The 24784-nt window shown below is 36.1% G+C and carries 25 protein-coding genes; 20 read left to right on the top strand and 5 right to left on the bottom strand.

All coding sequences use genetic code 11. From position 1 onward, the window contains the following. The first annotated feature begins 63 nt into the window (after nt 1-63). The 9 genes from MHB61_RS11965 to ileS all read left to right on the top strand — a co-directional run bounded on the left by MHB61_RS11965 (nt 64) and on the right by ileS (nt 10213). A complete protein-coding gene (locus MHB61_RS11965; protein ID WP_010906175.1) occupies nt 64-933 on the top strand; it encodes a DegV family protein in 870 nt (289 codons plus the stop codon). 160 nt (nt 934-1093) lie between these two features. Beyond that, the gene (ftsA, locus tag MHB61_RS11970; protein ID WP_003132393.1) at nt 1094-2464 is read left to right on the top strand and encodes a cell division protein FtsA; all 1371 of its coding nucleotides are present in this window, start codon (nt 1094-1096) and stop codon (nt 2462-2464) included. Nucleotides 2465-2494: 30 nt separating this feature from the next. Continuing rightward, the gene (ftsZ, locus tag MHB61_RS11975; protein ID WP_003132392.1) at nt 2495-3748 is read left to right on the top strand and encodes a cell division protein FtsZ; all 1254 of its coding nucleotides are present in this window, start codon (nt 2495-2497) and stop codon (nt 3746-3748) included. A gap of 3 nt (nt 3749-3751) precedes the next feature. After that, a complete protein-coding gene (locus MHB61_RS11980; protein ID WP_003132391.1) occupies nt 3752-4429 on the top strand; it encodes a YggS family pyridoxal phosphate-dependent enzyme in 678 nt (225 codons plus the stop codon). 33 nt (nt 4430-4462) lie between these two features. Then, nucleotides 4463-5053, top strand: a complete 591-nt coding sequence (locus MHB61_RS11985) for a cell division protein SepF (RefSeq protein ID WP_003132390.1) — start codon at nt 4463-4465, stop codon at nt 5051-5053. Continuing rightward, nucleotides 5053-5328, top strand: coding sequence for a YggT family protein (locus MHB61_RS11990; RefSeq protein ID WP_010906174.1), 276 nt, complete (start codon nt 5053-5055; stop codon nt 5326-5328). Before MHB61_RS11985 ends, MHB61_RS11990 begins: the two co-directional genes overlap by 1 nt. Beyond that, nucleotides 5325-6116 carry a YlmH family RNA-binding protein gene (locus MHB61_RS11995; RefSeq protein WP_010906173.1) on the top strand — a complete coding sequence of 264 codons (792 nt, stop codon included), beginning with the start codon at nt 5325-5327 and terminating at the stop codon, nt 6114-6116. Before MHB61_RS11990 ends, MHB61_RS11995 begins: the two co-directional genes overlap by 4 nt. Before the next feature lie 56 nt (nt 6117-6172). After that, nucleotides 6173-7099, top strand: coding sequence for a DivIVA domain-containing protein (locus tag MHB61_RS12000; RefSeq protein ID WP_003132384.1), 927 nt, complete (start codon nt 6173-6175; stop codon nt 7097-7099). A gap of 315 nt (nt 7100-7414) precedes the next feature. Then, on the top strand, nt 7415-10213 hold the full coding sequence (gene ileS, locus MHB61_RS12005; protein ID WP_003132382.1) for an isoleucine--tRNA ligase: 2799 nt from the start codon (nt 7415-7417) through the stop codon (nt 10211-10213). Nucleotides 10214-10270: 57 nt separating this feature from the next. Here ileS and MHB61_RS12010 read toward each other — a convergent pair whose 3' ends face one another. Further along, nucleotides 10271-10387, bottom strand: coding sequence for a DUF4044 domain-containing protein (locus MHB61_RS12010; RefSeq protein ID WP_014570713.1), 117 nt, complete (start codon nt 10385-10387; stop codon nt 10271-10273). Nucleotides 10388-10445: 58 nt separating this feature from the next. Continuing rightward, the gene (locus MHB61_RS12015) at nt 10446-10628 is read right to left on the bottom strand and encodes an SPJ_0845 family protein (protein ID WP_003132378.1); all 183 of its coding nucleotides are present in this window, start codon (nt 10626-10628) and stop codon (nt 10446-10448) included. Between the two features lie 242 nt (nt 10629-10870). On the opposite strand from MHB61_RS12015, the gene tuf reads away from it, so the two are divergent. Then, nucleotides 10871-12058, top strand: coding sequence for an elongation factor Tu (gene tuf / locus MHB61_RS12020; protein WP_003132374.1), 1188 nt, complete (start codon nt 10871-10873; stop codon nt 12056-12058). A gap of 90 nt (nt 12059-12148) precedes the next feature. On the opposite strand, the gene MHB61_RS12025 is transcribed toward tuf, so the two are convergent. After that, nucleotides 12149-12493: a DUF1831 domain-containing protein gene (locus MHB61_RS12025; protein WP_003132372.1), complete on the bottom strand. Its 345-nt coding sequence runs from the start codon at nt 12491-12493 to the stop codon at nt 12149-12151. Between the two features lie 23 nt (nt 12494-12516). Beyond that, nucleotides 12517-13644, bottom strand: a complete 1128-nt coding sequence (locus MHB61_RS12030; protein ID WP_010906171.1) for a cysteine desulfurase family protein — start codon at nt 13642-13644, stop codon at nt 12517-12519. 239 nt (nt 13645-13883) lie between these two features. On the opposite strand from MHB61_RS12030, the gene MHB61_RS12035 reads away from it, so the two are divergent. Continuing rightward, nucleotides 13884-14315: a universal stress protein gene (locus MHB61_RS12035; RefSeq protein ID WP_003132370.1), complete on the top strand. Its 432-nt coding sequence runs from the start codon at nt 13884-13886 to the stop codon at nt 14313-14315. Nucleotides 14316-14436: 121 nt separating this feature from the next. On the opposite strand, the gene MHB61_RS12040 is transcribed toward MHB61_RS12035, so the two are convergent. Continuing rightward, a complete protein-coding gene (locus tag MHB61_RS12040; RefSeq protein ID WP_003132369.1) occupies nt 14437-15402 on the bottom strand; it encodes a ribose-phosphate diphosphokinase in 966 nt (321 codons plus the stop codon). Between the two features lie 364 nt (nt 15403-15766). On the opposite strand from MHB61_RS12040, the gene MHB61_RS12045 reads away from it, so the two are divergent. The 9 genes from MHB61_RS12045 (at nt 15767) to MHB61_RS12085 (ending at nt 24754) form a co-directional block, all read left to right on the top strand. After that, nucleotides 15767-16912, top strand: a complete 1146-nt coding sequence (locus MHB61_RS12045) for a hypothetical protein (RefSeq protein WP_137015742.1) — start codon at nt 15767-15769, stop codon at nt 16910-16912. 283 nt (nt 16913-17195) lie between these two features. Beyond that, nucleotides 17196-19517, top strand: coding sequence for a polyribonucleotide nucleotidyltransferase (gene pnp, locus MHB61_RS12050; protein WP_003132367.1), 2322 nt, complete (start codon nt 17196-17198; stop codon nt 19515-19517). Nucleotides 19518-19725: 208 nt separating this feature from the next. Beyond that, nucleotides 19726-20496 (top strand): hypothetical protein, encoded by a 771-nt coding sequence (locus MHB61_RS12055; RefSeq protein WP_003132366.1) that lies wholly within the window; start codon nt 19726-19728, stop codon nt 20494-20496. A 106-nt stretch (nt 20497-20602) separates the two neighbouring features. After that, complete coding sequence (gene cysE, locus MHB61_RS12060) at nt 20603-21202, top strand: serine O-acetyltransferase (protein ID WP_003132365.1); 600 nt, start codon at nt 20603-20605, stop codon at nt 21200-21202. A gap of 13 nt (nt 21203-21215) precedes the next feature. Next, complete coding sequence (locus MHB61_RS12065) at nt 21216-21809, top strand: TMEM175 family protein (RefSeq protein WP_003132364.1); 594 nt, start codon at nt 21216-21218, stop codon at nt 21807-21809. Nucleotides 21810-21821: 12 nt separating this feature from the next. Further along, complete coding sequence (gene cysS / locus MHB61_RS12070) at nt 21822-23168, top strand: cysteine--tRNA ligase (RefSeq protein ID WP_010906168.1); 1347 nt, start codon at nt 21822-21824, stop codon at nt 23166-23168. Further along, complete coding sequence (locus MHB61_RS12075; protein WP_137015744.1) at nt 23161-23562, top strand: Mini-ribonuclease 3; 402 nt, start codon at nt 23161-23163, stop codon at nt 23560-23562. The genes cysS and MHB61_RS12075 overlap by 8 nt, the downstream gene beginning before the upstream one ends. A 115-nt stretch (nt 23563-23677) precedes the next feature. Further along, complete coding sequence (locus tag MHB61_RS12080) at nt 23678-24046, top strand: DUF1033 family protein (RefSeq protein ID WP_014570710.1); 369 nt, start codon at nt 23678-23680, stop codon at nt 24044-24046. A gap of 132 nt (nt 24047-24178) precedes the next feature. After that, complete coding sequence (locus tag MHB61_RS12085) at nt 24179-24754, top strand: hypothetical protein (protein WP_014570709.1); 576 nt, start codon at nt 24179-24181, stop codon at nt 24752-24754. Nucleotides 24755-24784 lie beyond the last annotated feature (30 nt).

The raw sequence follows: 24784 nt of genomic DNA on the forward strand, positions 1-24784 counted from the left end.
ATGATTAATCTGTCAGTAAATTCAAGATATTATCAGCAAGTTGAAACAGCAGAAAGGATTATTATGACTTTTCAAATCATGACAGACTCAACAGCAGACCTGAGTCCGTATTATATTAAAAAACATCATCTTACAGTTTTGGGAATGACTGTAACTGTTGGAGAAGAAACTTATGAAACAATAGGTGAAGCCGCATTAGATAATTCCACGCTTCTTGCAGCAATAAAAAAAGGTGCTACTGTCCACACGTCCCAAATTAATTCAGGACAATTTTTAGAAGTCTTTAAAAAATTTGCATCTGCAGATGAAGAACTCCTTTATCTTGCTTTTTCGTCAGGACTTTCTGGGACTTATCAATCAGCTCTGATTGCTCAAGATATGGTTTTAGAAGAATTTCCTTCTGCAAAAATCACCGTTGTTGATACACTGGCAGCAGCTTCTGGAGAAGGTTTCCTTGTTGAAGAGACTGTAAAGTTGCGTGACTCTGGAAAATCACTGACAGAAACGCTTGAAGTTTTGTCAGATATTATTCCACGTTTACAAAGTCGCTTCATGGTTGACGACTTAAATCATTTGGCAAGAGGTGGAAGAATTCCTAAAGCTGTTGCTCTCGTTGGAACAATGGCAAATATCAAACCTCTTCTTGATGTTGACCCTGAGGGAAGACTTCGGCAAGTGACCAAAGTTCGAGGAAAGAAAAAAGCAATTAATCAACTCCTTGAAAAGAGTCTTGAAGAGATGGATACAGCCTATCCCCGCCTACTTATCTCTTATTCTGGAACAGATGAAATAGCACAAGAAATTAAAAAACAAGCTATGCAAAAAAAAGGGATTAGTGATGTCGATGTTCGTCCACTTAGTCCAACAATTGTAACTCATACAGGTGACGGGACAATCGCTATTTTTTCAATAAGTAGAAAAAGTAGAGAATAATTCAATAAAAAACGAAAAAAATCACAGCTAAACTCTTGTTTTACTGTGATTTTATGTTAAAATAATTAATGAGTGTAATTGTATACAAAATTATCTTTACACTTACCTAATTTATTAAAAAAATATGAATCGTGATGTGTGAGGGAAAGGAGTCGCTTTTATGGCCAAAAGTGGACTTTATACAGGCGTAGATATCGGGACAAACACAATAAAGGTGCTTGTTGCTGAATACGTCTCAGGTGAAATGAATATAATCGGTGTCGGAAATGCAAAATCCGATGGCCTTAAAAATGGAATTATTGTAGATATTGAGAAGGTGGCACAAGCATTGCGTAAAGCTGTAAATGCTGCCGAAGAACGCGCAGGAATCACGATTGATAGAATTAACGTGAGCATCCCAGCGAATTCCCTCGAAATGGAACCTTGCCAAGGAATGGTTCCTATTGTCAGTGATACTAAAGAAATCACGGATAACGATGTTATTCAAGTTGTTCAAAATGCTTTGATGCGTGGGATTGTTCCTGAAAGAGAAATTATTGCTGTTGAAACGAAAGAGTTTACAGTTGATGGATTTACAGGTATTTCAGACCCTCGTGGAATGTTTGGTGTACGTCTTGAGATTCGTGGGGTTGTTTACACTGGACCTAAAACTCTTGTTCATAATGTTCGCAAAGTTGTTGAACGCGCAGGATTGCTCGTTGACAATATTGTAATTGCTCCTTTGGCAATGGCACAATACGTACTTACAGAAGGTGAACGTGAGTTTGGAACAATTATGGTTGATTTGGGTGCTGGGCAAACAACAGTTAGCATTGTTAAAGAACAATCATTAAGATTTACACATACTAGCCCCGAAGGTGGCGATTATGTAACTAAAGATATTTCAACAGTTCTTAACACTTCTGTTTCTGCAGCGGAAGATTTGAAAGTCAACTATGGTGAAGCAAGTACAGAACGTGCTAGCCAAGATGAGTACTTCCTTGTTGATGTTGTAGGTAAAGAAGAACCAGAACAAATTACAGAATATTATCTTTCACAAATCATTGAAGCACGTATGACTCAAGTTTTTAATCGTGTACGTCAAGATTTGGAACACGGACATACTTCAGAAACTCCTGGAGGTTTGATTTTGGTCGGTGGAACGGCTGCAATGCCTGGTGTTGTTGATTTAGCAACAAAAATCTTAGGAATAAATGCTCGTCTTTTTGTTCCAGGCGAAATGGGATTACGTAATCCAGCATTTGCTCAAGTGATTAGTGTTGTTAATTACATTGGAAATCGTAGTGATATTGATATTTTAGTATCTCAAGCATTTTCTGGTGATTATGCTTATACGACGACAGAAGAAACTTATGTTGCTCCTGTTCCAACAATTACACCACAAGCAACAACAGTTGCTGACGTAGAAAATGATTTCTACGTTGAACCTCAGGCACGTCCAGTAGTAGCTCAAAAAGCTTCTGAGCCTGAAGAAGAAAAAGAAGGTCTCGTTGACCGTGCCAAAAATTTCTTTGGCAATCTCTTTGATTAATCTGAAAGTAAAAAACGGAGAAATAAAAACATGGAATTTTCATTTGATACAGACTTAACTTCTGGTGCTGTAATTAAAGTTATCGGTGTTGGTGGCGGTGGTGGTAATGCTATCAACCGTATGATTGAAGAAGGTGTTTCTGGCGTTGAATTTATCGCCGCTAATACTGATGTACAAGCATTGCGTAGCTCAAAAGCAGATACAGTTATTCAACTTGGGCCAAAATTGACTCGCGGTTTGGGTGCTGGTGCGCAACCTGAAGTTGGTAAGCGCGCAGCTGAAGAATCAGCTGAAACAGTATCACAAGCCCTTGAAGGCTCAGATATGATTTTCATCACTGCCGGTATGGGTGGTGGAACTGGTACAGGTGCTGCACCAGTTATCGCACAAATTGCTAAAGAGCTTGGCGCTTTGACTGTGGGTGTTGTTACTCGTCCATTTGGTTTTGAAGGATCAAAACGTTCATACTTTGCAACTGAAGGAATTGAAGCTCTTCGTGCAAATGTTGATACACTTCTCATTATTTCAAACAATAACTTGCTTGAAATTGTTGATAAGAAAACTCCTTTAACTGAAGCTTTGCGTGAAGCTGATAATGTTTTACGTCAAGGTGTTCAAGGGGTAACTGACTTGATTACTAACCCAGGAATGATTAACCTTGACTTTGCCGATGTTAAAACAGTAATGGAAAACAAAGGCGATGCCCTTATGGGTATCGGTGTTGCGACTGGTGAAGAACGCGTGATTGAAGCAACTCGTAAAGCAATTTACTCACCACTTCTTGAAACTACAATCGAAGGCGCAGAAAATGTTCTTTTGAATGTTACTGGTGGTATGGATATGAGTTTGATTGAAGCACAAGATGCTTCAGAAATTGTTATCCAAGCAGCTGGTAATGATGTTAATATTATGTTGGGTACAGCGATTGACCCTAACCTTAAAGACGAAATCCGTGTAACAGTTGTTGCAACTGGTGTTGCTAAGGAAGATGCTGACGAAGCTTTGGGTTTGCAACCTGAACCACGTCGTCAACCTAACTTGACTCACAATTCTAATATGCAACATGCTCAAACAAGCCGTCCAATGCAAAGTCAACAACAAACGCAAGCGGCTCCGCAAGGGCAAAATCAATCTTCTGCATTTGGAGATTGGGATATTCGTCGTGAAACTTCAACACGTCAAAACGTAAGTAACACACGTGATACTTCTTCAGTAACAAGTTTCGGCGGAGTTCCAACAACAGATGAAGACCTTGACACACCACCATTCTTCCGTAAAAACTAACCAATGACGATTAAAGAGAATGTTAAAAGAATACTGAGTAATGTAGATGCGGCAAAGGCTGCGTCTTCTTATTCTAATCAGTCAGTTTCAGTCGTCGCTGTGACCAAATCTGTTGATGCTAATCTTGCACGTGAAGTTTTTGAAAATGGAGTTTCACATTTAGCGGAAAATCGAACAGAACTTTTTTTGGAAAAATACGAAGCTCTTAAGGATTTAGAAATTACTTGGCATTTGATTGGTAATTTACAAAGACGTAAGGTTAAACAAGTTATTAATTATGTTGATTATTTCCATGCTTTAGATTCTCTGAAATTAGCTCAGGAAATAAATAAACGTGCTGAACACACCATTAAATGTTTTATTGAACTTAACATTTCTGGCGAGGAAAGTAAACATGGATTTTCTGTCAATGAACTTATGGAAATATTACCTGAGTTTTCTGAATTGGAAAATATTGAGATTGTTGGTTTGATGACAATGGCTCCGTTTGATGCGACTGAAAGTGAATGTAATGACATTTTTGGACGAATGAAAAAATTACAAGTTGAAATATCCGAAATGAATCTTTCCAGAATTCCTTGTACTGAATTAAGTATGGGAATGAGCAGAGATTATGAGATTGCCATTAAAAATGGTGCAACTTTTGTTCGAATCGGTACAGAATTTTTTAAAAATCTATAAGTCTTAAGATTAACGTAAACAACGGAGGAAAATATGGCATTTAAAGATTGGATGAATAATCTACGTGATTATTTTGTAGAGGATGATGAAGAGTTCAATGAACCTGCACGTCCTGTGCAAGAATCTAGGCCAACGGTGGCATCTACGCCAAAACCAAAGGTTGAGGAACGCAAAGCCCAGCCGGAATATCAGACTCGTCGTCCTGCACAATCAACTTCAAAAGCACAAACACAAACAGCAGCGCCAAAACGCGCTGGTTCAACATTCACAAAACCTATGCCTGAAAAAATCGTACAACAACAAACCGTTTCACAATCTCAATCAGTGGCTGCAACGGTTTCTACTATTGCAATTAAAGAACCACGTGCCTATGCAGACATCATGGAATCAGCACGCATCGTGAAAAACGGTGAATGTGTCCTTGTCAATTTTAAATTTATGGGTGACGCCCAAGCGCGTCGTTCAATTGACTTCATGACTGGGGTGGTCTTTACTCTTGATGGTGATATTCAAAATGTTGGTGGTCAAATTTTCTTGATGACTCCAGCAAATATCACAGTCGATGCAGCGAAAGAAATGTCTATCTTAGCTGGTCAAAATTTTGAAAGTTACGATATTTACTAATGCTTATTACACTTACAATAATAAATTGGCTTTTACGCTTACTTGATGTTTATTCAATTATTCTAGTTATTTACGCCTTAATGAGTTGGATACCAACTCTTTATGGAACTTGGTTTGGACGTATAATTGTTAAAGTTTCTCGTCCCTACTTAAGTTTATTTGAAAATTTACCTCTACAATTTTGGGGATTAGATTTTTCAATCGTTATTGCTTTTATTGTTTTGAAATTTATTCAAAGATTTATTGTTATTGTATTTAATGGAGTATTCTATTGATTACTGAAAATATCTATCAACACTTTCAAGAAAAGGAACGGCATTTTATTGATCGTTGTTTAGAATGGATAAATCGAGTAGAAGAATCTTATTCGGTGATAAGTACATTTTTTCTTAATCCCCGAGAAGTGGATACTTTAAAAACTCTGGCAAATAAGAGAAATGTTCAAATTTTTTCTAGTGAGGAACTAGCAAGAACGGAATTAGTCAAAATAATTTTGGCGCCAGATTTTTATGTTCTTGACAGAGAAGATTTTGATATTTGCTTACTTGAAATTAATTATGCTTCAAAATTTGTAGAACTTTCACATGCCCAAGTCCTTGGAACTTTTTTGGGACAGGCTGGTGTTAAACGGCAAGAATTGGGTGATATTATTGTTAGTGACAATAAAATTCAAGTTTTTGTCAGTAAACATCTTGTTGAGAGTTTTAAAGCAATAGAAAAAATTGGGCGAGCAGCGATCAAAATTCAAGAAATTTCTTTGGAAAACTTAGTTGAAGAAACAGATAAAGCTGTCAGAGAAGTTGTTCTTGTGGATAACTTAAGAGTTGATAAAATGATTGCAGTCGCTTTCAAAATTTCTCGCAATATTGCTACAAATATGTTAGAATCAAAGAAGGTTAAGGTTAATTACCTAGAAATTGATAAAAAAGATTTCTCTGTTGGTCTTGATGATTTGATTAGCGTTCGAGGTTTTGGGCGTATCAAAATATTAAGGATTTTAGATTTTACTAAAAAAGGAAAACAGAGAGTTGAAATAGAACTTATAAGAAATCGAAAAAAATAGATTCTAAGATGAAAATCAGATTTATAAGATTTTCTAAGGATAAAGAGGAGTGATTGATGACATTAAATAGTTTAGATGTTCAAAACAAAACTTTTAATCCACAATTTCGCGGCTTCAGTAAACATGAAGTTGATGAATTTTTGGATATCGTTGTTCGAGATTATGATGAATTCGCTCAAACAATTAAAGATCAAGAACGTGAATTAAAGGCGTTACGCGAACGCGTGAAATATTTTGATGACATGAAAGATTCACTGAACAAGTCAATTGTTGTTGCTCAAGATGCTGCTGATAATCTCCGTGAACAAGCCAAAAGTGAAGCTGATACGCTTAGAATTAATTCTGAAAAAGAATCTGCTGATATTATTGCAAATGCAGGACAAAAGAGTTCTTTAATTATTGAAGCGGCTAAAAAAGAAGCTGGATTTATTTTGAATGCTGCTTCTGATGATGCGCGTAAATTAGTACGTGATACTGATGATTTGAAACGTAAAATGCGTCTCTATCACCAACGAATGACTTCAATTATTGAAAATCAACTTGCGTCTATTCAATCGGATGACTGGGCTGAAATCTTTAGACCTACTCAAGATTATGCAATCAATCCTGAAGAAAAATTGCAATCAATCATTGAAGAACATTTGGAAAATGCTGAATCTACTTTGGCAAAAACTCAAGCAATTAAACCTTTAACAGATGAAGATATTGCACAAGCAAATGAAACATCTGATGAAACAGAAACAATTGTTTCAGAGGAAATTGTTTTTGAAACCGAAGTACCTGACGAAGTAAAAGAAGAAGTAGAAATTACTGACGAAGCTAATACTACTGATGATTCTAACGAAGAGTCAGAAGTTGAAGCTCCAAAAGCAGATGATTCAGAAATTTTCCCAGAATTAGATTCAAAAGCACCAGCTGAAACAGCTGAGGTTGTTGAAAAAGATAATCAAGAAACAATTGATTTAAGCGAATTAAAAAATTAATAATCAGACCAAGATAAGAAAAAATATAATTCAAGCAAGCGAGTGATGATGGAAGACTCGTATTCCCTATTTTTCTTATTATCAGCTGATTGGACTTCTAAAGTTACTGACAGAATTTATTTTCTCAAAGAATTTTTAGAAAAATCTTGGACTGAACTAAAAGTAAGTTCAAGCGTCTTGCACGTTACGCAAAAGAGTTTCTGTCAGTAAATTTTACTGACAGAAAAAATGAAGGTGGTACCACGGTTTTTCGTCCTTTGCGAAAAATCGTTTTTTTTTATTCAATAAAAACAAAATCGAAAGAAAGAAGAAAATATGAAGATCAAAGATACTTTAAATTTGGGGAAAACAGCTTTCCCAATGCGTGCAGGCTTGCCAAATAAAGAACCAAACTGGCAAAAAGACTGGGCAGATGCGACACTTTATGAGAAACGTCAAGAATTAAATGAAGGAAAACCCTCATTTATGCTTCATGACGGGCCTCCTTATGCGAACGGAAATATTCACCTCGGACACTCTTTGAACAAAATTTCAAAAGATATTATTGTTCGTTATAAATCAATGGCAGGATTTCGTGCTCCTTATGTTCCAGGTTGGGATACTCATGGTTTGCCAATTGAGCAACAACTTGCTAAAGCAGGCATGAAGCGTAAAGAAATGGATTTGCTTGATTATCTTGAGGAATGTCGTAAATACGCGATGAAACAAGTAGATATGCAACGTTCAGATTTCAAATCCCTTGGTGTTCTTGCTGATTGGGACCGTCCATATTTGACACTATTGCCAGAATATGAGGCAGCTCAAATTCGCGTTTTTGGTAAAATGGCTGAAAAAGGATATATCTATAAAGGACAAAAACCAATTTATTGGTCACCTTCATCAGAAAGTTCACTGGCTGAAGCTGAAATCGAATATCAAGATGTTCGTTCAGCATCAATTTTTGTGGCATTTAAAGCTAAAGATACTAAAGGTAAATTACCAGAAGATGTAGAATTTGTAATCTGGACAACAACACCATGGACAATTCCATCAAATTTGGGAATCTTTGCTCATCCTGACTATGATTATTCAGTTGTAGCAGTTAATGGTCGTAAATTTGTGATTGCCTCAGAAATGCTTGAAGCTGTTGCTGAAAAATTAGAATGGGAAAATCCAGAAGTCCTTCAAACGATTAAAGGTTCTGAATTAGAATATATGGTTGCAAAACATCCATTCTATGACCGTGAAACTTTAATCATGAATGCAGATTATGTTACTCTTGATTCTGGGACTGGCCTTGTCCACGTTGCCCCAGGACATGGTGAAGATGACTACTTTGCAAGTCGTAAGTATAAATTGCCTGTTCTTTCACCAATTGATAACCGTGGTTATTATACTGATGAAGCTCCTGGACTTGAAGGACTTTTCTACGATGAAGGAAATAAAGTTGTCAGTAAATGGCTAGAAGAAAAAGATGCTTTATTGAAACTCGAATTCTTCACTCACTCATATCCACATGACTGGCGTACTAAAAAACCAGTAATTTTCCGTGCAACACCACAATGGTTTGCTTCAATCGATGACTTCCGTCAAAATATTTTAGATGAAGTTGAAAGAGTAGATTGGGTAATTCCATGGGGTAAAACTCGTTTATTCAATATGGTTCGTGACCGTGGCGATTGGGTCATCTCACGTCAACGTGCTTGGGGAGTTCCGTTACCAATTTTCTATGGTGAAAATGGAGAACCAATTATCACACCAGAAACAACTGAACATGTAGCCAAACTTTTTGCTGAATTTGGTTCAAAAGTTTGGTTTGAACGTGAAGCAAAAGACCTTTTACCAGAAGGATTCACTCATCCAGCTTCACCAAATGGTGAATTTACAAAAGAAAAAGATATCATGGACGTTTGGTTTGACTCAGGTTCTTCTTGGAATGGTGTCCTTAACGAACGTGACTACCTTAGCTTCCCTGCAGACCTTTACCTTGAAGGTTCAGACCAATACCGTGGTTGGTTTAATTCATCAATTACAACCTCAGTTGCGGTAAATGGCGTTGCACCATATAAAGCAGTTCTTTCACAAGGATTTGTTTTAGACGGTAAAGGACGTAAGATGTCTAAATCAATTGGAAATACAATCGTGCCAAAAGATGTCACTAAGAAATTTGGTGCTGACATTCTCCGCCTTTGGGTGGCATCAATTGATACTGAATCAGATGTTCGTGTGTCAATGGACATTCTCAGTCAAGTTTCTGAAGTTTACCGTAAAATCCGGAATACATTGCGTTTCTTAATCGCTAATACATCTGATTTTAATCCAAAAGAAGATGCAATTGATTTTGCAGAACTTCGTCCAGTAGACAAATATATGCTTGTGAAATTTAATGAACTTGTAAAACAAATTCGTACAGCTTATGATAACTATAGCTTTATGACTGTTTACAAATCAATCATTAATTTCATCACAAATGATTTGTCATCTTTCTATCTTGATTTTGCTAAAGATGTTGTTTATATTGAAGCAGCAAATTCACCAGAACGCCGCTCAATGCAAACAGTTATGTATGTTATTTTGAAAGATCTAGTGAAAATTCTTGTGCCAATTTTGCCACACACGGCAGAAGAAACATGGACTTACTTGGAACATGAACCAGAAAATTTTGCTTATCTTGCAGAAATGCCAGAAGCAGCAGAAATTCCTGGAAGTGAAGAATTGTTAGGAAACTGGCAAGAATTTCTTGATTTCCGTGATAAGATTTTGAAAGCTTTGGAAAGTGCTCGTGAAGCAAAATTGATTGGTAAATCATTGGAAGCAACAGTAACTATTTATCCAAATGAAGTTGTGCGTACTTTATTGACGGCAATTGATGAAAATGTTGCTCAACTTTTGATTGTATCAAACTTTGTAGTTGCCAACGAACCAGTAAATAATGCCCCAGAGTCTGCAATGAAATTTGATGACCTTGCAGTTCTTGTTGAACATGCGGCTGGAGAAGTTTGTGATCGTTGCCGTAGAACAGATGAAACAGTTGGACACAATGCTAATGAACATCTCAAAATGCTTTGTGAACATTGTGCACATATCGTTGAAACAGAATTCCCTGAAATTCTTGAAGAAGGTTTTGAAGATTAATAAATAAAAAAAGTTACTGACAAAACTGTCAGTAACTTTTTATTTTAAAATTAATAATTACAATACCGCAAGCATTGATGCAAGTACGCTGAAAAGCGTAAGAACAACCATGATAATCACAACAACCATGGTTACTTTTTGGAAAGTACTTTTTTGTGGTTTTTTATATGCCATAAGTTCCTCAATAAAAATATTTTTAACTAATTGTAACAAGAAAAAGAAGACTTTTCAATTAGTTTGGGTCTTTCTCCTTATTATTTTCTTTTGGAGTCAAAAATTTAGCAAATGGATCTTCCTTTTTTTCAGGAGAAGGAACGCTTTTTTTGTCATCATCAGTCACTAAATCAACAGTTGAGACGCCTAAATCGTCCATCATTTTATCAAAATCATCACGTTTTCTAAAAGTTAAGCCCATTGTGGTCTCCTTGAAATAAAATATTTTACAGTGCTCAAAAAGAGAAGAGCAATACTAGAACTATTTTACTACTTCATAGATAAAAAAGCTAGATATATGAAAAAACTTCTTGAAAAAATGCGATTAAAAGCTGATAAGACTTGCATTTCAAAACTATTTTAAGTATAATGATAAAGAACGGTAGTTTGCTTTATGCAGACTACCTATAATAAAACAAATTCCCCAAAGGAGACATTTTTAAAATGGCTAAAGAAGTATACGACCGTAGCAAACCACACGTTAATATTGGTACTATCGGACACGTTGACCATGGTAAAACTACCCTCTCAGCTGCAATCTCTAAAGTATTGTCTGACAAAGGCTACTCTAAAGCGACTGATTTCGCATCTATCGATGCTGCTCCAGAAGAACGCGAACGTGGTATCACAATCAACACTGCTCACATCGAGTACGAAACTGAAAAACGTCACTATGCCCACATCGACGCTCCAGGTCACGCGGACTACGTTAAAAATATGATCACTGGTGCTGCCCAAATGGACGGTGCAATCCTCGTTGTTGCTGCAACTGATGGACCAATGCCACAAACTCGTGAACACATCTTGCTTTCACGTCAAGTTGGTGTTAAATACCTTATCGTCTTCCTTAACAAGGCTGACCTTGTTGATGATGAAGAATTGATGGAACTCGTTGAAATGGAAGTTCGTGACCTCTTGAGCGAATACGACTTCCCAGGTGACGATATTCCTGTAATCGCTGGTTCAGCACTTGGTGCTTTGAACGGTGAACCACAATGGGTTGCTAAAGTTGAAGAATTGATGGACATCGTTGATGAATACATCCCAACTCCAGAACGCGACACTGACAAACCACTCCTTCTTCCAGTCGAAGACGTATTCTCTATCACTGGTCGTGGTACAGTTGCTTCAGGACGTATCGAACGTGGTACTGTTAAAGTTGGTGACGAAGTTGAAATCGTTGGTATCAAAGAAGAAACTAAAAAAGCTGTTGTTACTGGTATCGAAATGTTCCGTAAAACACTTACTGAAGGTCTTGCTGGTGATAACGTCGGTGCACTTCTCCGTGGTATTCAACGTGACGAAATCGAACGTGGTCAAGTTATTGCTAAACCAGGTTCAATCACTCCACACAAACTTTTCGAAGGTGAAGTTTACGTATTGAGCAAAGAAGAAGGCGGACGTCACACTCCATTCTTCGACAACTACCGTCCTCAATTCTACTTCCACACAACTGACGTTACTGGTTCAGTTAAACTTCCAGAAGGAACTGAAATGGTAATGCCTGGTGACAACGTGCATATCGACGTTGAATTGATCCACCCAGTTGCGATCGAACAAGGTACTACTTTCTCTATCCGTGAAGGTGGACGTACTGTTGGTTCAGGTATCGTTGCTGAAATCAAAGCTTAATTATAAATCTAAGCAAATTGGAGCTGTCATTTATGACAGTTCTTTTTTTTTTAATTTTCTTAAAATAAAAACCCCCAAAAGGGGAGTTTTTTAAATTTCTGATTTTGTAAATACACCGCGGTCAACAAGTGCATCCATTTGGAAGTAAAATTTATTTTGAATCATTTCACTCGCATTTTTAAAAATATCAACATTTCGTAAACCGGATTTATCAGTAACTGAAAGTTTAAAACCACTTAAATATGGATTAACAATAATTTTTAATAAAAATCCTTCGTTTGAATTTGGAACTTCTTCAAGAAGTCTTTTAAATTCAAAATTACCAATTTTAGTTTGAATAAAAGTTGTATCTTTTAAAGTGAATTTTTTAACAGTAGGCGCAAGTTGATAAACATATTTGCTACCTTCCAAATGTTTTTCGGTGATAAATGCCATTGTGAGTCTCCTAAATAAATTGTTTATTTTTTTAAAATAGAACTAAGTTTTTCAACGAAGAGATTAACTTCATCAATTGTATTCATTTCTGAAAAAGAAATACGTATGTTTTCTTTTAGTTTTTCAGAATTTTTCCCGTAAACAGCTTCAAGAACATGGGAAGGTTCGATTGTACCGGCTGTACAAGCAGAACCAGTTGAGATTGCGAAACCAGCTAAATCAAGCTTGGTCAAGAGCAAATCATGATTTTCATTCGGAAAAGCAAGATTTAGAACATGAGGCATACTTGGACCAAAATTATTTTTATAAAATGAAATCTTTTGTTCTTCTAGTTTAGTTAGTAAAGTTTCATTAAGTTTTTCAACTGCTTGATAATTTGATTCAATACTTTCAAGGGCAAGTTCTAAGGCTTTAGCTAAACCAACAAGAGAATGGAGATTTTCTGTACCAGCCCGTCTTTTTTCTTCTTGTTCTCCTCCATGAATCAAAGCATCAAAATGTAGCTTTTCGTTATAGTACAAGAAGCCGACCCCTTTTGGTCCATGAAATTTGTGCGCTGATGCTGAGAGGAAATCAGCCGAAACATCCAGAGGATGCACTGAAATTTTTCCCATTACTTGAGTAGCATCAACATGAAAAACGGCTTGATGTTGCTTCAAGAGCTCTCCGACTTCCTTTACTGGAAGAAGTTGGCCTGTTTCATTATTAGCCCACATCATGCTGACTAAAATTGTATCAGGGCGCAAGTTTTCTTCTATAAGTGAAGCTGGGAATGTTCCGTCCGCTTTTGGTTTTACAAAGCTAACATCAAATCCATAACGGTCATGAAGATATTGAACAGTATTTAGAACAGAAGGATGTTCAATAGCTGTTGTGATGATATGATTTCCTTTATCTTTATTAGCCAGTGCATAACCAATTAAGGCTTGGTTATTTGCTTCGCTAGCACCAGAAGTAAAAATGATATTGCGACTTGGAACTTCTAGAGCATTTGCCACAGTTTCACGGGCTTTACGAACAATTTGACTTGAAGCACGTCCGAGACTGTGAATGCTAGAGGGGTTTCCAAAATTAGCGGATAAACTTTCTGAGATTGCGGTGATAACATCAGGAAGTAGAGGTGTTGTAGCAGCGTTATCTAAATATATAATTTGATTTTCCTACCTTTCATAGTAATTGCTGGATATTTTATAAGGAAATGATTTAATTCCATCAGGATTAAAAGTCCCCTTATCTGTAAGCTCTATTTTACCATTTTTTTATTCTTTTTATATGAAAAGCAATGAGATATTCTTTAAATATCTTATAATCTTATTCAGATCAATTAATGTGATTTATTGATGGTATATTTCTAATAATAATTATATAATATTCTTAGGGAGGTTTTATTATGGTGGAAGAATATAAAAATATCTTAGTTGCAGTAGATGGTTCAGAACAAGCTTATGATGCCCTTCGTGAAGCGGTTGACACAGCAAAATTAAATCATTCACATCTGAAAATATTGTATGTTTTAAATGATAAGTTAGCAAATATTCCAGTGCATTTAGACACAATGACTTTGTATAAAAGTGTACAAGAGCATTCTGATTATGTTGTAGAGCAAGTTCAAGAATATCTTAAAGGCACAGAAGTTGATTTTGAGATTGTACGTTTAACTGGCAGCCCTAAAAGAGAAATTATTAATTATGCAAACGAAAATAATATCGATTTAGTTGTAATTGGGTCAACTGGTCTTGATGCGATTGATCGTTTTATCATTGGTTCAACAACACAGTATATTGTTAACCATGCCTCTTGCAACGTAATGATTATTAAATAAAGAAAAGAAAAAGTCATCAATTGAGATGACTTTTATTTTATAAATTAATATATCAAAAATAAAAATACCAACTTAGTGTTGGTATTTTTCAATTGCTTAAAGTGTCTCTATAAGAATTACTTTAATCTTGAGGTTTTTCATGTTCAAAAAGTGGAGAAACTGGACGTCCTTCGTGGATACGAAGAATAGCACTGGCTAAGTATTCAGCTGCACTCAAATATTTTACATTTAAAGGTTTGCGATGGTTTGTCACAACAGAATCTGTGACCAAAATTTCTTTGATATCTACTTTTTCAAGAACATCAGCGGCTCCGCTAGTAAATAATCCGTGGCTGGCAACTGCATAAATTTCACTTGCTCCTGCTTCGCGTACAACATTTGCAGCGTTGGCAAAAGTGACCCCGGTGTTCAAAATATCATCGATAAGAATAACTTTTTTACCTGAAACATTACCGATAACATATCCGTTTTCACGGTTTTTGTCATCATCTTCATAGTCAACAATGGCAATTGCTGACTCTAAGTATTCAGCAAGTGAGCGTGCACGTTTAATCCCAGAATTTTTTGGTGCAACAACAATCACGTCATCACCAAATAATCCACTCTTACGGTAGTAGTCAGCAAAAAGTGGGACAGTAAACAAGTTGTCTACAGGGATATCAAAGAAACCTTGTACTTGGACAGCGTGAATATCGAGGGTTAATAAGCGGTCAGCTCCAGCTTTAACAATCATATCAGCAACTAATTTAGCTGTGATTGGTTCACGAGAAGTCGCAGTACGGTCTTGACGAGCATATCCAAAGTATGGGATAACAACATTAATTGTACGAGCAGAAGCACGTTTACATGCGTCAATCATGATTAGTAATTCCCAAAGGTGATCGTTAACAGGGCAGCTTGTTGATTGAACAATAAAGATGTCTTGACTACGGACACTTTCTTCCATGTTAATCATAATTTCACCGTCGGAAAACTGTTTTGAAGAAAGTTTTCCTAGAGGAACTCCTGTAAACTGGCTAATTTTCTCAGCAAGACCAGGGTTTGAGTTTAAGGCAAAAAGCTTTAAGTGTGAATCAGAGTAAACCACGATTTCTCTCCATTTTCTTTTATGAAATAATATAGTTCTATTTTAGCAAAATAATAGTGATTTTCATAGTCTATATCTGTAAATATCTTTATGAATTAATCTGAAAATAAAATTTGAGAGTATTTTGAATAATTCTTTCAAGCAAAAAATTATTTCACAAACTTAAAATTCTAATAAATTTAAAAAGCGCTTTAATGCTTGATGTATAAGCGATTGAAAACATTTTCAAAAAAACGAGAATGTAAAGTTTGTGAAAGTTCGTGCAAAGTCTTGCGTTTACAAAAGCGAAGTGTTACAATGGTTCTGTAAGGTTCGTGAAAGCTAAGTGTTACGAACAAATTATTTATTTTTAGGGGAATTAAAAATGAAAAAAACAAAAGTGATTTCACTTCTTGCAGTTTCAGTACTCTCAGTTTCTTTACTTGCCGCTTGTGGAAGTAATAACTCTTCAAGTAGCTCTGATAAAAAAACAGAACAATCATCAAAAGCAGAAGTTTTTGCTGGTGCAACTCAAGGAACAAACAACTTCTCTGATTTGCAAAAAGGCTTTGCTAAAAACGGAGCTTGGTTGAATGCAACTAAAGGTGATATGGATGCTTCTGGGAAAACTTTGACTGTTGAAGGTCTTTTCTTAGGTGACGGACAAGTCGCTCGTAAATTGGCAATCTACAATCAAGATAGCAGCCACAAAATTACTGACCGTTATACTTTGACAGTTGATAATATTGAAGTGAAATCTCCTGGTTTCTATATTTCAAATGGTACTGTTAAAGGGAATGTTGATGTATTTGCAACTGGCTTCCACGGACAAACTGGTACAGGTGTTGAAGGACAAGCAACAATTGATGGTAACTTGACTTTTGCTAGCCAAGACCTTCTTGATGCTTACAATAAATTACCAGATGCTCAAAAAGTTAAAGTAACTGGTACAACTTCAGTTGTTAAAGGTGATGTTGTTTCATTCAAACCTGGTGGAATTACAGCTGGCGCTCACGGAAATGTAACTTATTCATTTGAAGGAAATGGTACAGATACAGAAACTGGGGCAACAACTGGTACTGCTGATGTTTCAGTATTGAAAAAAGCACTCGGTAAAAATGGTGCTTGGCTTGTAGCTACTAACGCTGATGTTGATGCTTCAGGTAAAGACCTTACAATTGATGGTACTTTCCTCAATGAAAAATCAGCTGTTCAACGTACACTTGCAATGATTAAACAAAATGATCAACACCAAGTCACTAAATCTTATACTTTGACAGTTAAACGCTTGATTGTTAACTCACCTGCTTTCGATCTTGAAGGTGGTAATATCAAAGGTGACGTTTATGTCGGTAAAGATGCTTCAATTATGGCACGCGACATGAAAGGGACTGATGGTCAATCAATCCAATCTGAAATCACTGGAAATCTTTACTTTGCAACTCAAGAACAACTTGATACTTACAAAGCTCTTCCAGCTGCAAACCAATTTAAAGTCTCTGGCGAAGTTGCTGTAAAAGCCGCTAACTAATGAACTAAAAATTGTCTAAAAGGCTCTCTATGAGCCTTTTTTTCTTACTTAAAATATAGTATAATGGGACATACGTGTAGTTCTATACAAAAGTGAATCTGTCAGTAAAAATGTTACTGACAGAAAATAAAAAAGTTTTTGTCAGTGAAAAATTACTGACAAGAGGTTCAGTAATGACAGATTGATTTTTGTTTAGAAAAACATAAAGCTAAAATATATTACAAAAGCAGGAGACTGGACTGTTAGAGAAAGTTCATAGCATTTCAAGTCAAGGAGAAAAACATTGGCAAAAGAAACATTTTCAATCGAATTTGCAGGTCGGACATTAACTGTTGAAACAGGTCAAGTTGCAAAACAAGCAAATGGTGCTGTTGTTGTACGTTATGGAGATACAACTGTTTTAACAGCCGCTACAATGGGTAAAATGGCTACGGGTGATTTCTTCCCACTTCAAGTGAACTATGAAGAAAAAATGTATGCTGCTGGTAAATTCCCAGGAGGTTTCAACAAACGTGAGGCGCGTCCGTCGACTGATGCGACATTGACTGCTCGTTTAATTGACCGCCCAATTCGTCCTATGTTTGCTGAAGGTTTTCGTAATGAAGTTCAAGTCATTAATACTGTTCTTTCTTATGATGAAAATGCTTCTGGTCGTGTGGCAGCAATGTTTGGCTCTTCTTTAGCGCTTGCAATTTCTGATATTCCATTTGATAGACCAATTGCAGGTGTTGAAGTTGCCTATATTGATGGAGAATATATCATCAATCCAACTGTTGCGGAAAAAGAGGCATCAAGTTTGGAGCTCTCTGTTGCGGGAAATATCAACGCAATCAATATGGTTGAATCTGGGGCCAAGGAACTTTCAGAAGAAGTGATGCTTGGTGCACTTTTGGCAGGACATAATGCTGTTAAAGAATTAATTGAATTTCAAAATGAAATTGTTGCAAAAGTTGGAAAAGAAAAAGCTGAAGTTGAACTTTTGCATGTTGATGAAGATTTAAAAGCCGAAGTGATTGCAGCTTACAATTCAGATTTGCAAAAAGCAGTTCAAATTGAAGAAAAATTGGCGCGTGAATCTGCGACAAAAGCAGTTAAAGAGGCGATAATTTCTGTTTACAGTGCAAAATATGAGAACGATGAAAATCTATCAATCATTTTGCGTGATCTTGCTGAAATTCTTGAAGGAATGGAACATGCGGAAGTTCGTCGCTTGATTACTGAAGATAAAATCCGTCCTGATGGACGTAAGATTGATGAAATTCGGCCGCTTGATGCTGAAATTGACTTTACCCCACGTAATATTACACATGGGACAGGTTTATTTACTCGTGGTCAAACCCAAGCTTTATCAACATTGACTTTGGCACCAATGAATGAAGCACAAATCATTGATGGTTTGAATGATGAATATAAAAAACGTTTTATGCATCATTATAATTTCCCACAGTATTCTGTTGGGGAAACAGGACGTTACGGGGCACCTGGACGTCGTGAAATTGGTCACGGAGCGCTCGGTGAACGAGCTTTAGAACAAGTATTGCCTTCTTTAGAGGAATTCCCTTATGCCATTCGTTTGGTCGCTGAAGTTTTAGAATCAAATGGTTCGTCATCACAAGCTTCAATCTGTGCAGGAACACTTGCACTGATGGCCGGTGGTGTACCAATCAAAGCACCAGTTGCTGGGATTGCGATGGGCTTGATTTCTGACGGAACAAATTATACTGTTTTGACAGATATTCAAGGGCTTGAAGACCATTTTGGTGATATGGACTTCAAGGTTGCGGGAACTCGTGACGGGATTACTGCACTACAAATGGATATTAAAATTTCAGGAATTACACCAGAAATTCTTGCCGAAGCTCTTGCACAAGCAAAAACTGCACGTTTCCAAATTCTTGATGTAATTGAAGCAACAATTGCACAACCTCGTGAAGAGTTAGCACCTTCAGCACCTAAAATTGATACAATTACAATTCCTGTCGATAAGATTAAAGTTGTCATCGGTAAAGGCGGCGAGCAAATCGATAAAATTATTGCTGAAACGGGCGTAAAAATTGATATTGATGACGAAGGACTTTGTTCAATTTTCTCTTCTGACCAAGCAGCGATTGATCGTGCTAAAGAAATTATTGCTGAACTTGTTCGTGAAGCAAAAGTTGGTGAAATTTACGATGCAAAAGTGGTTCGTATCGAAAGTTTTGGTGCTTTTGTAAATCTATTTGGTAAGCAAGATGCAATGGTGCATATTTCTGAAATGGCTTGGGCTCGGACAGAAAATGTTGAAGATGTTGTGAAATTAGGTGACACTGTCAAAGTTAAAATCATGAAAATTGATGACAAGGGTCGCGTAGATGCATCAATGCGTGCTTTAGTTGAGAAACCAGAAGGTTATGTTGAACCTGAGCGTAAACCAAGAGAACGCCGTGAAAATGGTGACCGTCGCAAAGGTAACGGAAATAGTAACCGTGGTAATGGTTTTGACCGTCGTAATAATGACCGTAATAATCAGGGAAATAAAGTTGGAAACCACAGTTTTGAGCTCCGTGAACGTAAATCACATATTGATGAAGAGTTTCCAGAACTCTCAACTAAAAAACCAGAATAAGCTCAATCATAAAATGGAAAAGCTGTAAAAATAGACCTTGAAATAAAATAAAATTTACTGATTAAAATGCTAGCCTATCCAGAAGTCATAGATGGCTAATGGATAGATGATAACCGAAATGTGATTATTCATGCTTGGATTTCTGTCAGTAAATTATTTGTTTATTTAGCTTGTAAATAATCACTGACAGGTCTGTCAGCAAAAAAATATGTCAAATTATAATTTCAATCCAGAACTAGATGAACGTTTGCGAGTTTCATTAGCAAATCCAGGCTCATTTATGGAAGACCTCTCATTGGTCTATGCTTTTCATCAATTTCCAGTATTGGCACCAAAATCAGTTTTCTTTGTTCCGATTGAAGACCATAAGGCACTACCTGTTTTTACAACAGAAGAAGAACTTGAAGTTTTCCTGTCAGAACTGACAGACTTTGAGACGGAATGGGAATTGCACTCATTAATTGAAATTTTAGACCAATTAATGGAAACGGATATTGATATTTTAGCAATCAATCCTAAATTACCTCAAGATGAAGATAAAGGCAACACCGTTTACTTTGGGACACCAGAATTAATGCAATTTTTAGTTCATTATACTGAAATTTTGAATAAAGTTTTTAGTCCGGAAAATCTTGAGGCTGAACAAAGAGAAAAATATTATTTCGTTCCAGCTTTCGTCACAACAAGTGGTCAGAGAACTTTCCCTAATCTAATCAATCAGGACAATGAAGAATATCTTCCTTTGTTTGATAATTTAGATAGTTTGGCTAAATGGCACAATGAAGCCTACTTTAGTCAAGCCTTTAAGGAAAATAATGGACAAGTTCTACTTTTAAAAATTGATGAATTATTAAATGGAGAAGATGAAGCCATAAATGACTTAGGAAAAAGCCTAGGAATTACTGTAAATCCTTTGGACTACTCACAAGAAGAAGTTCAAAATTCAATGGTCACTTGGGAAGAATTAACAAGAGATTAAATCAATTGAAAGCTTGATTTAGTCAATTACACGTTTTTGAATCAACAAGGCCCACAATGCTTATGGTATAATTTACTATAAGTATTTTTTAACGAAGTAGGAAAAAATGAACGAAAAAAAGAAAGGTTTTTGGTCTGAAGCAATTCGAGTGACCAAAGAAAATGATCCGGCAGCTAGAACTGCCCTGGAAGTCTTTTTGACCTATCCAGGAGTAAAAGCTCTTGCAGCTCACCGAATTTCACATTTTCTTTGGCGTCATCATTTGAAACTTTTGGCTCGGATGCACTCACAATTTTGGCGATTTTGGACTCAAATTGAAATTCATCCAGGAGCAGAAATTGCCCATGGAGTCTTTATTGACCATGGTTCTGGATTAGTTATTGGTGAAACTGCCATTGTTGAAAAGGACGTCAAGCTTTATCATGGAGTTACCTTGGGGGGGACAGGAAAAGATAAAGGGAAACGTCATCCAACAATTAGACAAGGGGCATTAATTTCTGCCCATTCTCAACTTTTAGGTCCTATTGAAGTTGGAGAAAATGCAAAAGTAGGGGCGAGTGCTGTTGTGGTAACAGATGTTCCGCCAGAAGTAACTGTTGTTGGAATACCTGCAAAAGTTGTTCGAGTTAAAGGTAAAAAAGATGTCGAGCGCATCACAAGCCTTGAAGAAAAAAGAGAAGCAAGCTATCATTCATCACATTTGTGAGGAGAAATGAGAAGTGAAAAAGAGAAAAGTAGCCATTTATGAGGGACATTTACTTGCAACTTTAAAATCATTTACGGATGCTGTTATGTCTATCATTGCAACGATTATGGTTTTAGAAATTCCTTTACCAAAACTTATTGGCAATAATCAGTATGATTTTCGTGAAACAAGCAGCTCACTCATTATTTTCTTTGTGAGTTTTCTGGTTGTTGTTTCTTATTATTTTCAATTTAGTAAGTTCTTTGGACGCATAAAGAAAATAAGTGGTTGGCAGATTTTTGCTTATACAATTTTTCTCATGCTTGTCTCACTTTTTCCCTTTATGACCCAAATTGATAATGGAATTCATCCCGCATACTTCACAATCATCTATGTTTTATATATTATTGTGACCTCACGGTTTGCTTCTTTGATTATCAAATATACTTACCGCCTGAATGAAATAATAATCAGCAGGCATCAGTCACGTAAAACTTTGGATTTGATTGTGATGTCTGCACTTGCTATTGTGATTTCGAGTATTGGATATCCTGCTTATACGGGGATTCCATTGCTCTATTTACCAATACGTTCTCTTATCACCTCTATTGTTTATGATGAAGATTAAGAAGGAAATAGAATGAAAATATATAATACTTATAGTCGACAGCTAGAAGATTTTCAGCCGATTGAACCTGGAAAAGTAAAAATGTATGTCTGCGGACCGACCGTTTATAATTACATCCATGTGGGAAATGCTCGTTCTGTTGTTGCTTTTGATTTGGTTAGAAAATATTTGGAATTTCGAGGATTTGAAGTTCAATATATCTCTAATTTCACAGATGTCGATGATAAAATTATCAACGGTGCAAAAGCTGCAAACATGACTACGACAGATTTTTCTGAACGTTATATTGCTGCTTTTTATGAAGATACTGATGCTTTAAATGTTAAAAGAGCCAGCCAAAATCCGAAAGCAACAGAATTCATCGAAGCGATGATTGAGTTTATTCAAGAACTAGTGGATAAAGAATTTGCTTATGTTTCTCAAGGAGACGTTTATTTCCGTGTATCTAAATCTAAAGATTACGCTAAATTAGCAAATAAAAATCTTGCAGATTTACTTGCAGGGGCTTCTGGACGTACGGATGAAGAAACAAAACTTAAAGAATCACCAGCCGATTTTGCTCTTTGGAAATCCGCAAAAGCTGATGAAGTTTCTTGGCAAGCTCCTTGGGGAGCTGGCCGTCCAGGCTGGCATATTGAATGTTCAGTCATGTCAACTTCACTATTAGGCGAAACAATTGACATTCATGGTGGAGGAGCAGATTTAGAATTTCCACACCATACAAATGAAATTGCACAATCTGAAGCAAAAACTGGGCAAAAGTTTGTTAATTATTGGATGCACAATGGATTCGTAAATGTCGATGGTGAAAAAATGTCTAAATCACTAGGCAATTTCACAACTGTTCATGAACTCCTTCAAGTAGTTAATCCACAAATTTTACGTTTCTTTTTAGCAACTACTCATTATAGAAGACCAGTCAATTTTACTGATGATGCACTGACAGAAGCTGAAAATAATATCAAAAAAATTGAAAATGCTTATCGTCATTTGGATGAGCAAGCTGAGTCTAATTTGTCAGCACTTACGACTTTCAGAAATGATTTTGTTGCTGCCATGGATGAAGATTTCAATATTGCCAATGGAATGACTGTTTTTTATGACTTTGTTTCTTGGGTTAATAAAGGAAACGGTGGGCCTGAGGTCAAAGAATTTTTTGACCAAGTTTTAGAAATTTTAGGGATTAAATTTAAATTTGAGCAAAGTTTGGACAGCGAAATTGAAGCCATGATTGAAGCAAGACAATTGGCACGAGAAGTCCGTGATTTTGCGAAGTCAGATGAAATTCGTGACGCTTTGAAAGCTCAAGGGATTGTTCTTGAAGATACAAAAGACGGGGTACGGTGGCATCGTGAATAAGCAACAAGCAGAACTTTTGAATGGTATTGCATTGGCCTATATTGGGGATGCGATTTATGAGGTCTTTGTGCGTGAGTACTTATTAGATAAAAGCCTGACAAAGCCCGCCATGCTTCAAAAAAATGCAACGAAATTTGTGTCAGCTAAAGCACAAGCAAAAATTATTTCTGCAATGGATGAAGTTGATTTTTTGACTGAATATGAATTGACTTATTTTAAAAGAGGGCGCAATGCTCATTCTAAAACGACGGCCAAAAATACCGATGTTGTTACTTACAGAATATCAACAGGTTTTGAAGCTGTTGTTGGAATTCTCCATTTAACGCAACAAAAAGAGCGACTTCAAGAATTTTGGGATTTTTCCCTTAAAACAATTGAAGCAGATCTGGTTTAAAGTTTATTAATTACAAAGATCAAAGTATTAAGCAAATTATTTTAAAAAAAGAAAAAAATCCGCTAGAATAGGTATGCAAAGATACAAAGAAAAAAATCAGCGGAAAGAAGAAGAGATGTATAGAGTAGTTACAATGTACGGCACCGATGAACCATGGTGGTTCTTCGACGGCTGGAAAGAAGATATAGTTTCAGTAGATGAGTTTGATGATTTTTATAAAGCTTTAAAATATTATAAAAAAGAATGGTTTGAAATGGCTGAGAATTTTAAAGAATTCACTAGCAAGTCTGGCTTGCAAACAGCATTTTGGAAAAACGGAGATGAAGAATGGTGTGAAGACTGTGTAGGTTATTTACAGCGCTATCACAGCATTGCTTTGTTGGAAGACTGGCATGCGATTCCGCTTGAGAAAAAGCGCTCAGGTTATAGTAAAAAATCTGGAGAACTCCCAGAACGTTTCTGTTCCATGAAAACTGAAAATTAAAAAATGAGAAAGTTTACTGACTGAGTAAGCTTTCTTTTGTTCTGATAGAATAATCGTAAGCATTTCATTGGTAAGAAACTTGAAATTATATTATAATTATTTTATAATATAAATCTAATGTTAGGAGGCGCTATGAAGAAACCGTTAATTATATTAGATGGATTTTTAATATTACTTATCGCAGTTCTTGGACTGGCATTATTTCATAATGTTCAGGAACAATCTAAAGAGCATTCACTATCGAATTCAACAGCAAGCACACAAAATTCGACTGAAAATAAAACAAAAACAAATAATACAGGAATCAAAATAAACACCAAAGAAATCAAAAAAGAAAATTTTATGACACTATCAGGTCTTTGGAAGAATAGCTCAATTGCTAAGAAAACTAAAACTCTTGTTATTTCAGGTCCTTCGGCAACTTTTGAGGGTCAACAATATGACTTAACTTTGGAAGGAGTGAGTTCAGAAAATGAGCTACCTTATTTGAAGTTGATAGGTGAAGGAATTAACTCAGGGAAGTTTCTAGGCATCTATCCACAAGGTAGTGCTATTCCAGTAAGATTAGCTAATGGTAAAATTGATTACGCAGGTCAATATGATCCTACTGACAAGAAGAAAGATCGTATCATTCTTTTTAATGATTATATGTCTGCTCAAGATATCATTGAGCAAGTTTTATACCGTGAATTGGAAGAAATCTTTTAAAAACAGTCTAAGATTTAAAATGATAAGAAA

Origin of the sequence: Lactococcus sp. FSL K6-0773 (assembly GCF_038006485.1) — a bacterium.
In the GTDB taxonomy this organism is placed as follows: domain Bacteria; phylum Bacillota; class Bacilli; order Lactobacillales; family Streptococcaceae; genus Lactococcus; species Lactococcus lactis.

Excerpts from the sequence above, each read along its gene's own strand:
- MHB61_RS11965 (WP_010906175.1), top strand. The coding sequence starts at position 64 with ATGACTTTTCAAATCATGACAGACTCAACAGCAGACCTGAGTCCGTAT.
- ftsA (WP_003132393.1), top strand. The coding sequence starts at position 1,094 with ATGGCCAAAAGTGGACTTTATACAGGCGTAGATATCGGGACAAACACA.
- ftsZ (WP_003132392.1), top strand. The coding sequence starts at position 2,495 with ATGGAATTTTCATTTGATACAGACTTAACTTCTGGTGCTGTAATTAAA.
- MHB61_RS11980 (WP_003132391.1), top strand. The coding sequence starts at position 3,752 with ATGACGATTAAAGAGAATGTTAAAAGAATACTGAGTAATGTAGATGCG.
- MHB61_RS11985 (WP_003132390.1), top strand. The coding sequence starts at position 4,463 with ATGGCATTTAAAGATTGGATGAATAATCTACGTGATTATTTTGTAGAG.
- MHB61_RS11990 (WP_010906174.1), top strand. The coding sequence starts at position 5,053 with ATGCTTATTACACTTACAATAATAAATTGGCTTTTACGCTTACTTGAT.
- MHB61_RS12000 (WP_003132384.1), top strand. The coding sequence starts at position 6,173 with ATGACATTAAATAGTTTAGATGTTCAAAACAAAACTTTTAATCCACAA.
- ileS (WP_003132382.1), top strand. The coding sequence starts at position 7,415 with ATGAAGATCAAAGATACTTTAAATTTGGGGAAAACAGCTTTCCCAATG.
- MHB61_RS12010 (WP_014570713.1), bottom strand. The coding sequence starts at position 10,387 with ATGGCATATAAAAAACCACAAAAAAGTACTTTCCAAAAAGTAACCATG.
- MHB61_RS12015 (WP_003132378.1), bottom strand. The coding sequence starts at position 10,628 with ATGGGCTTAACTTTTAGAAAACGTGATGATTTTGATAAAATGATGGAC.
- tuf (WP_003132374.1), top strand. The coding sequence starts at position 10,871 with ATGGCTAAAGAAGTATACGACCGTAGCAAACCACACGTTAATATTGGT.
- MHB61_RS12025 (WP_003132372.1), bottom strand. The coding sequence starts at position 12,493 with ATGGCATTTATCACCGAAAAACATTTGGAAGGTAGCAAATATGTTTAT.
- MHB61_RS12035 (WP_003132370.1), top strand. The coding sequence starts at position 13,884 with ATGGTGGAAGAATATAAAAATATCTTAGTTGCAGTAGATGGTTCAGAA.
- MHB61_RS12045 (WP_137015742.1), top strand. The coding sequence starts at position 15,767 with ATGAAAAAAACAAAAGTGATTTCACTTCTTGCAGTTTCAGTACTCTCA.
- MHB61_RS12055 (WP_003132366.1), top strand. The coding sequence starts at position 19,726 with ATGTCAAATTATAATTTCAATCCAGAACTAGATGAACGTTTGCGAGTT.
- cysE (WP_003132365.1), top strand. The coding sequence starts at position 20,603 with ATGAACGAAAAAAAGAAAGGTTTTTGGTCTGAAGCAATTCGAGTGACC.
- cysS (WP_010906168.1), top strand. The coding sequence starts at position 21,822 with ATGAAAATATATAATACTTATAGTCGACAGCTAGAAGATTTTCAGCCG.
- MHB61_RS12080 (WP_014570710.1), top strand. The coding sequence starts at position 23,678 with ATGTATAGAGTAGTTACAATGTACGGCACCGATGAACCATGGTGGTTC.
- MHB61_RS12085 (WP_014570709.1), top strand. The coding sequence starts at position 24,179 with ATGAAGAAACCGTTAATTATATTAGATGGATTTTTAATATTACTTATC.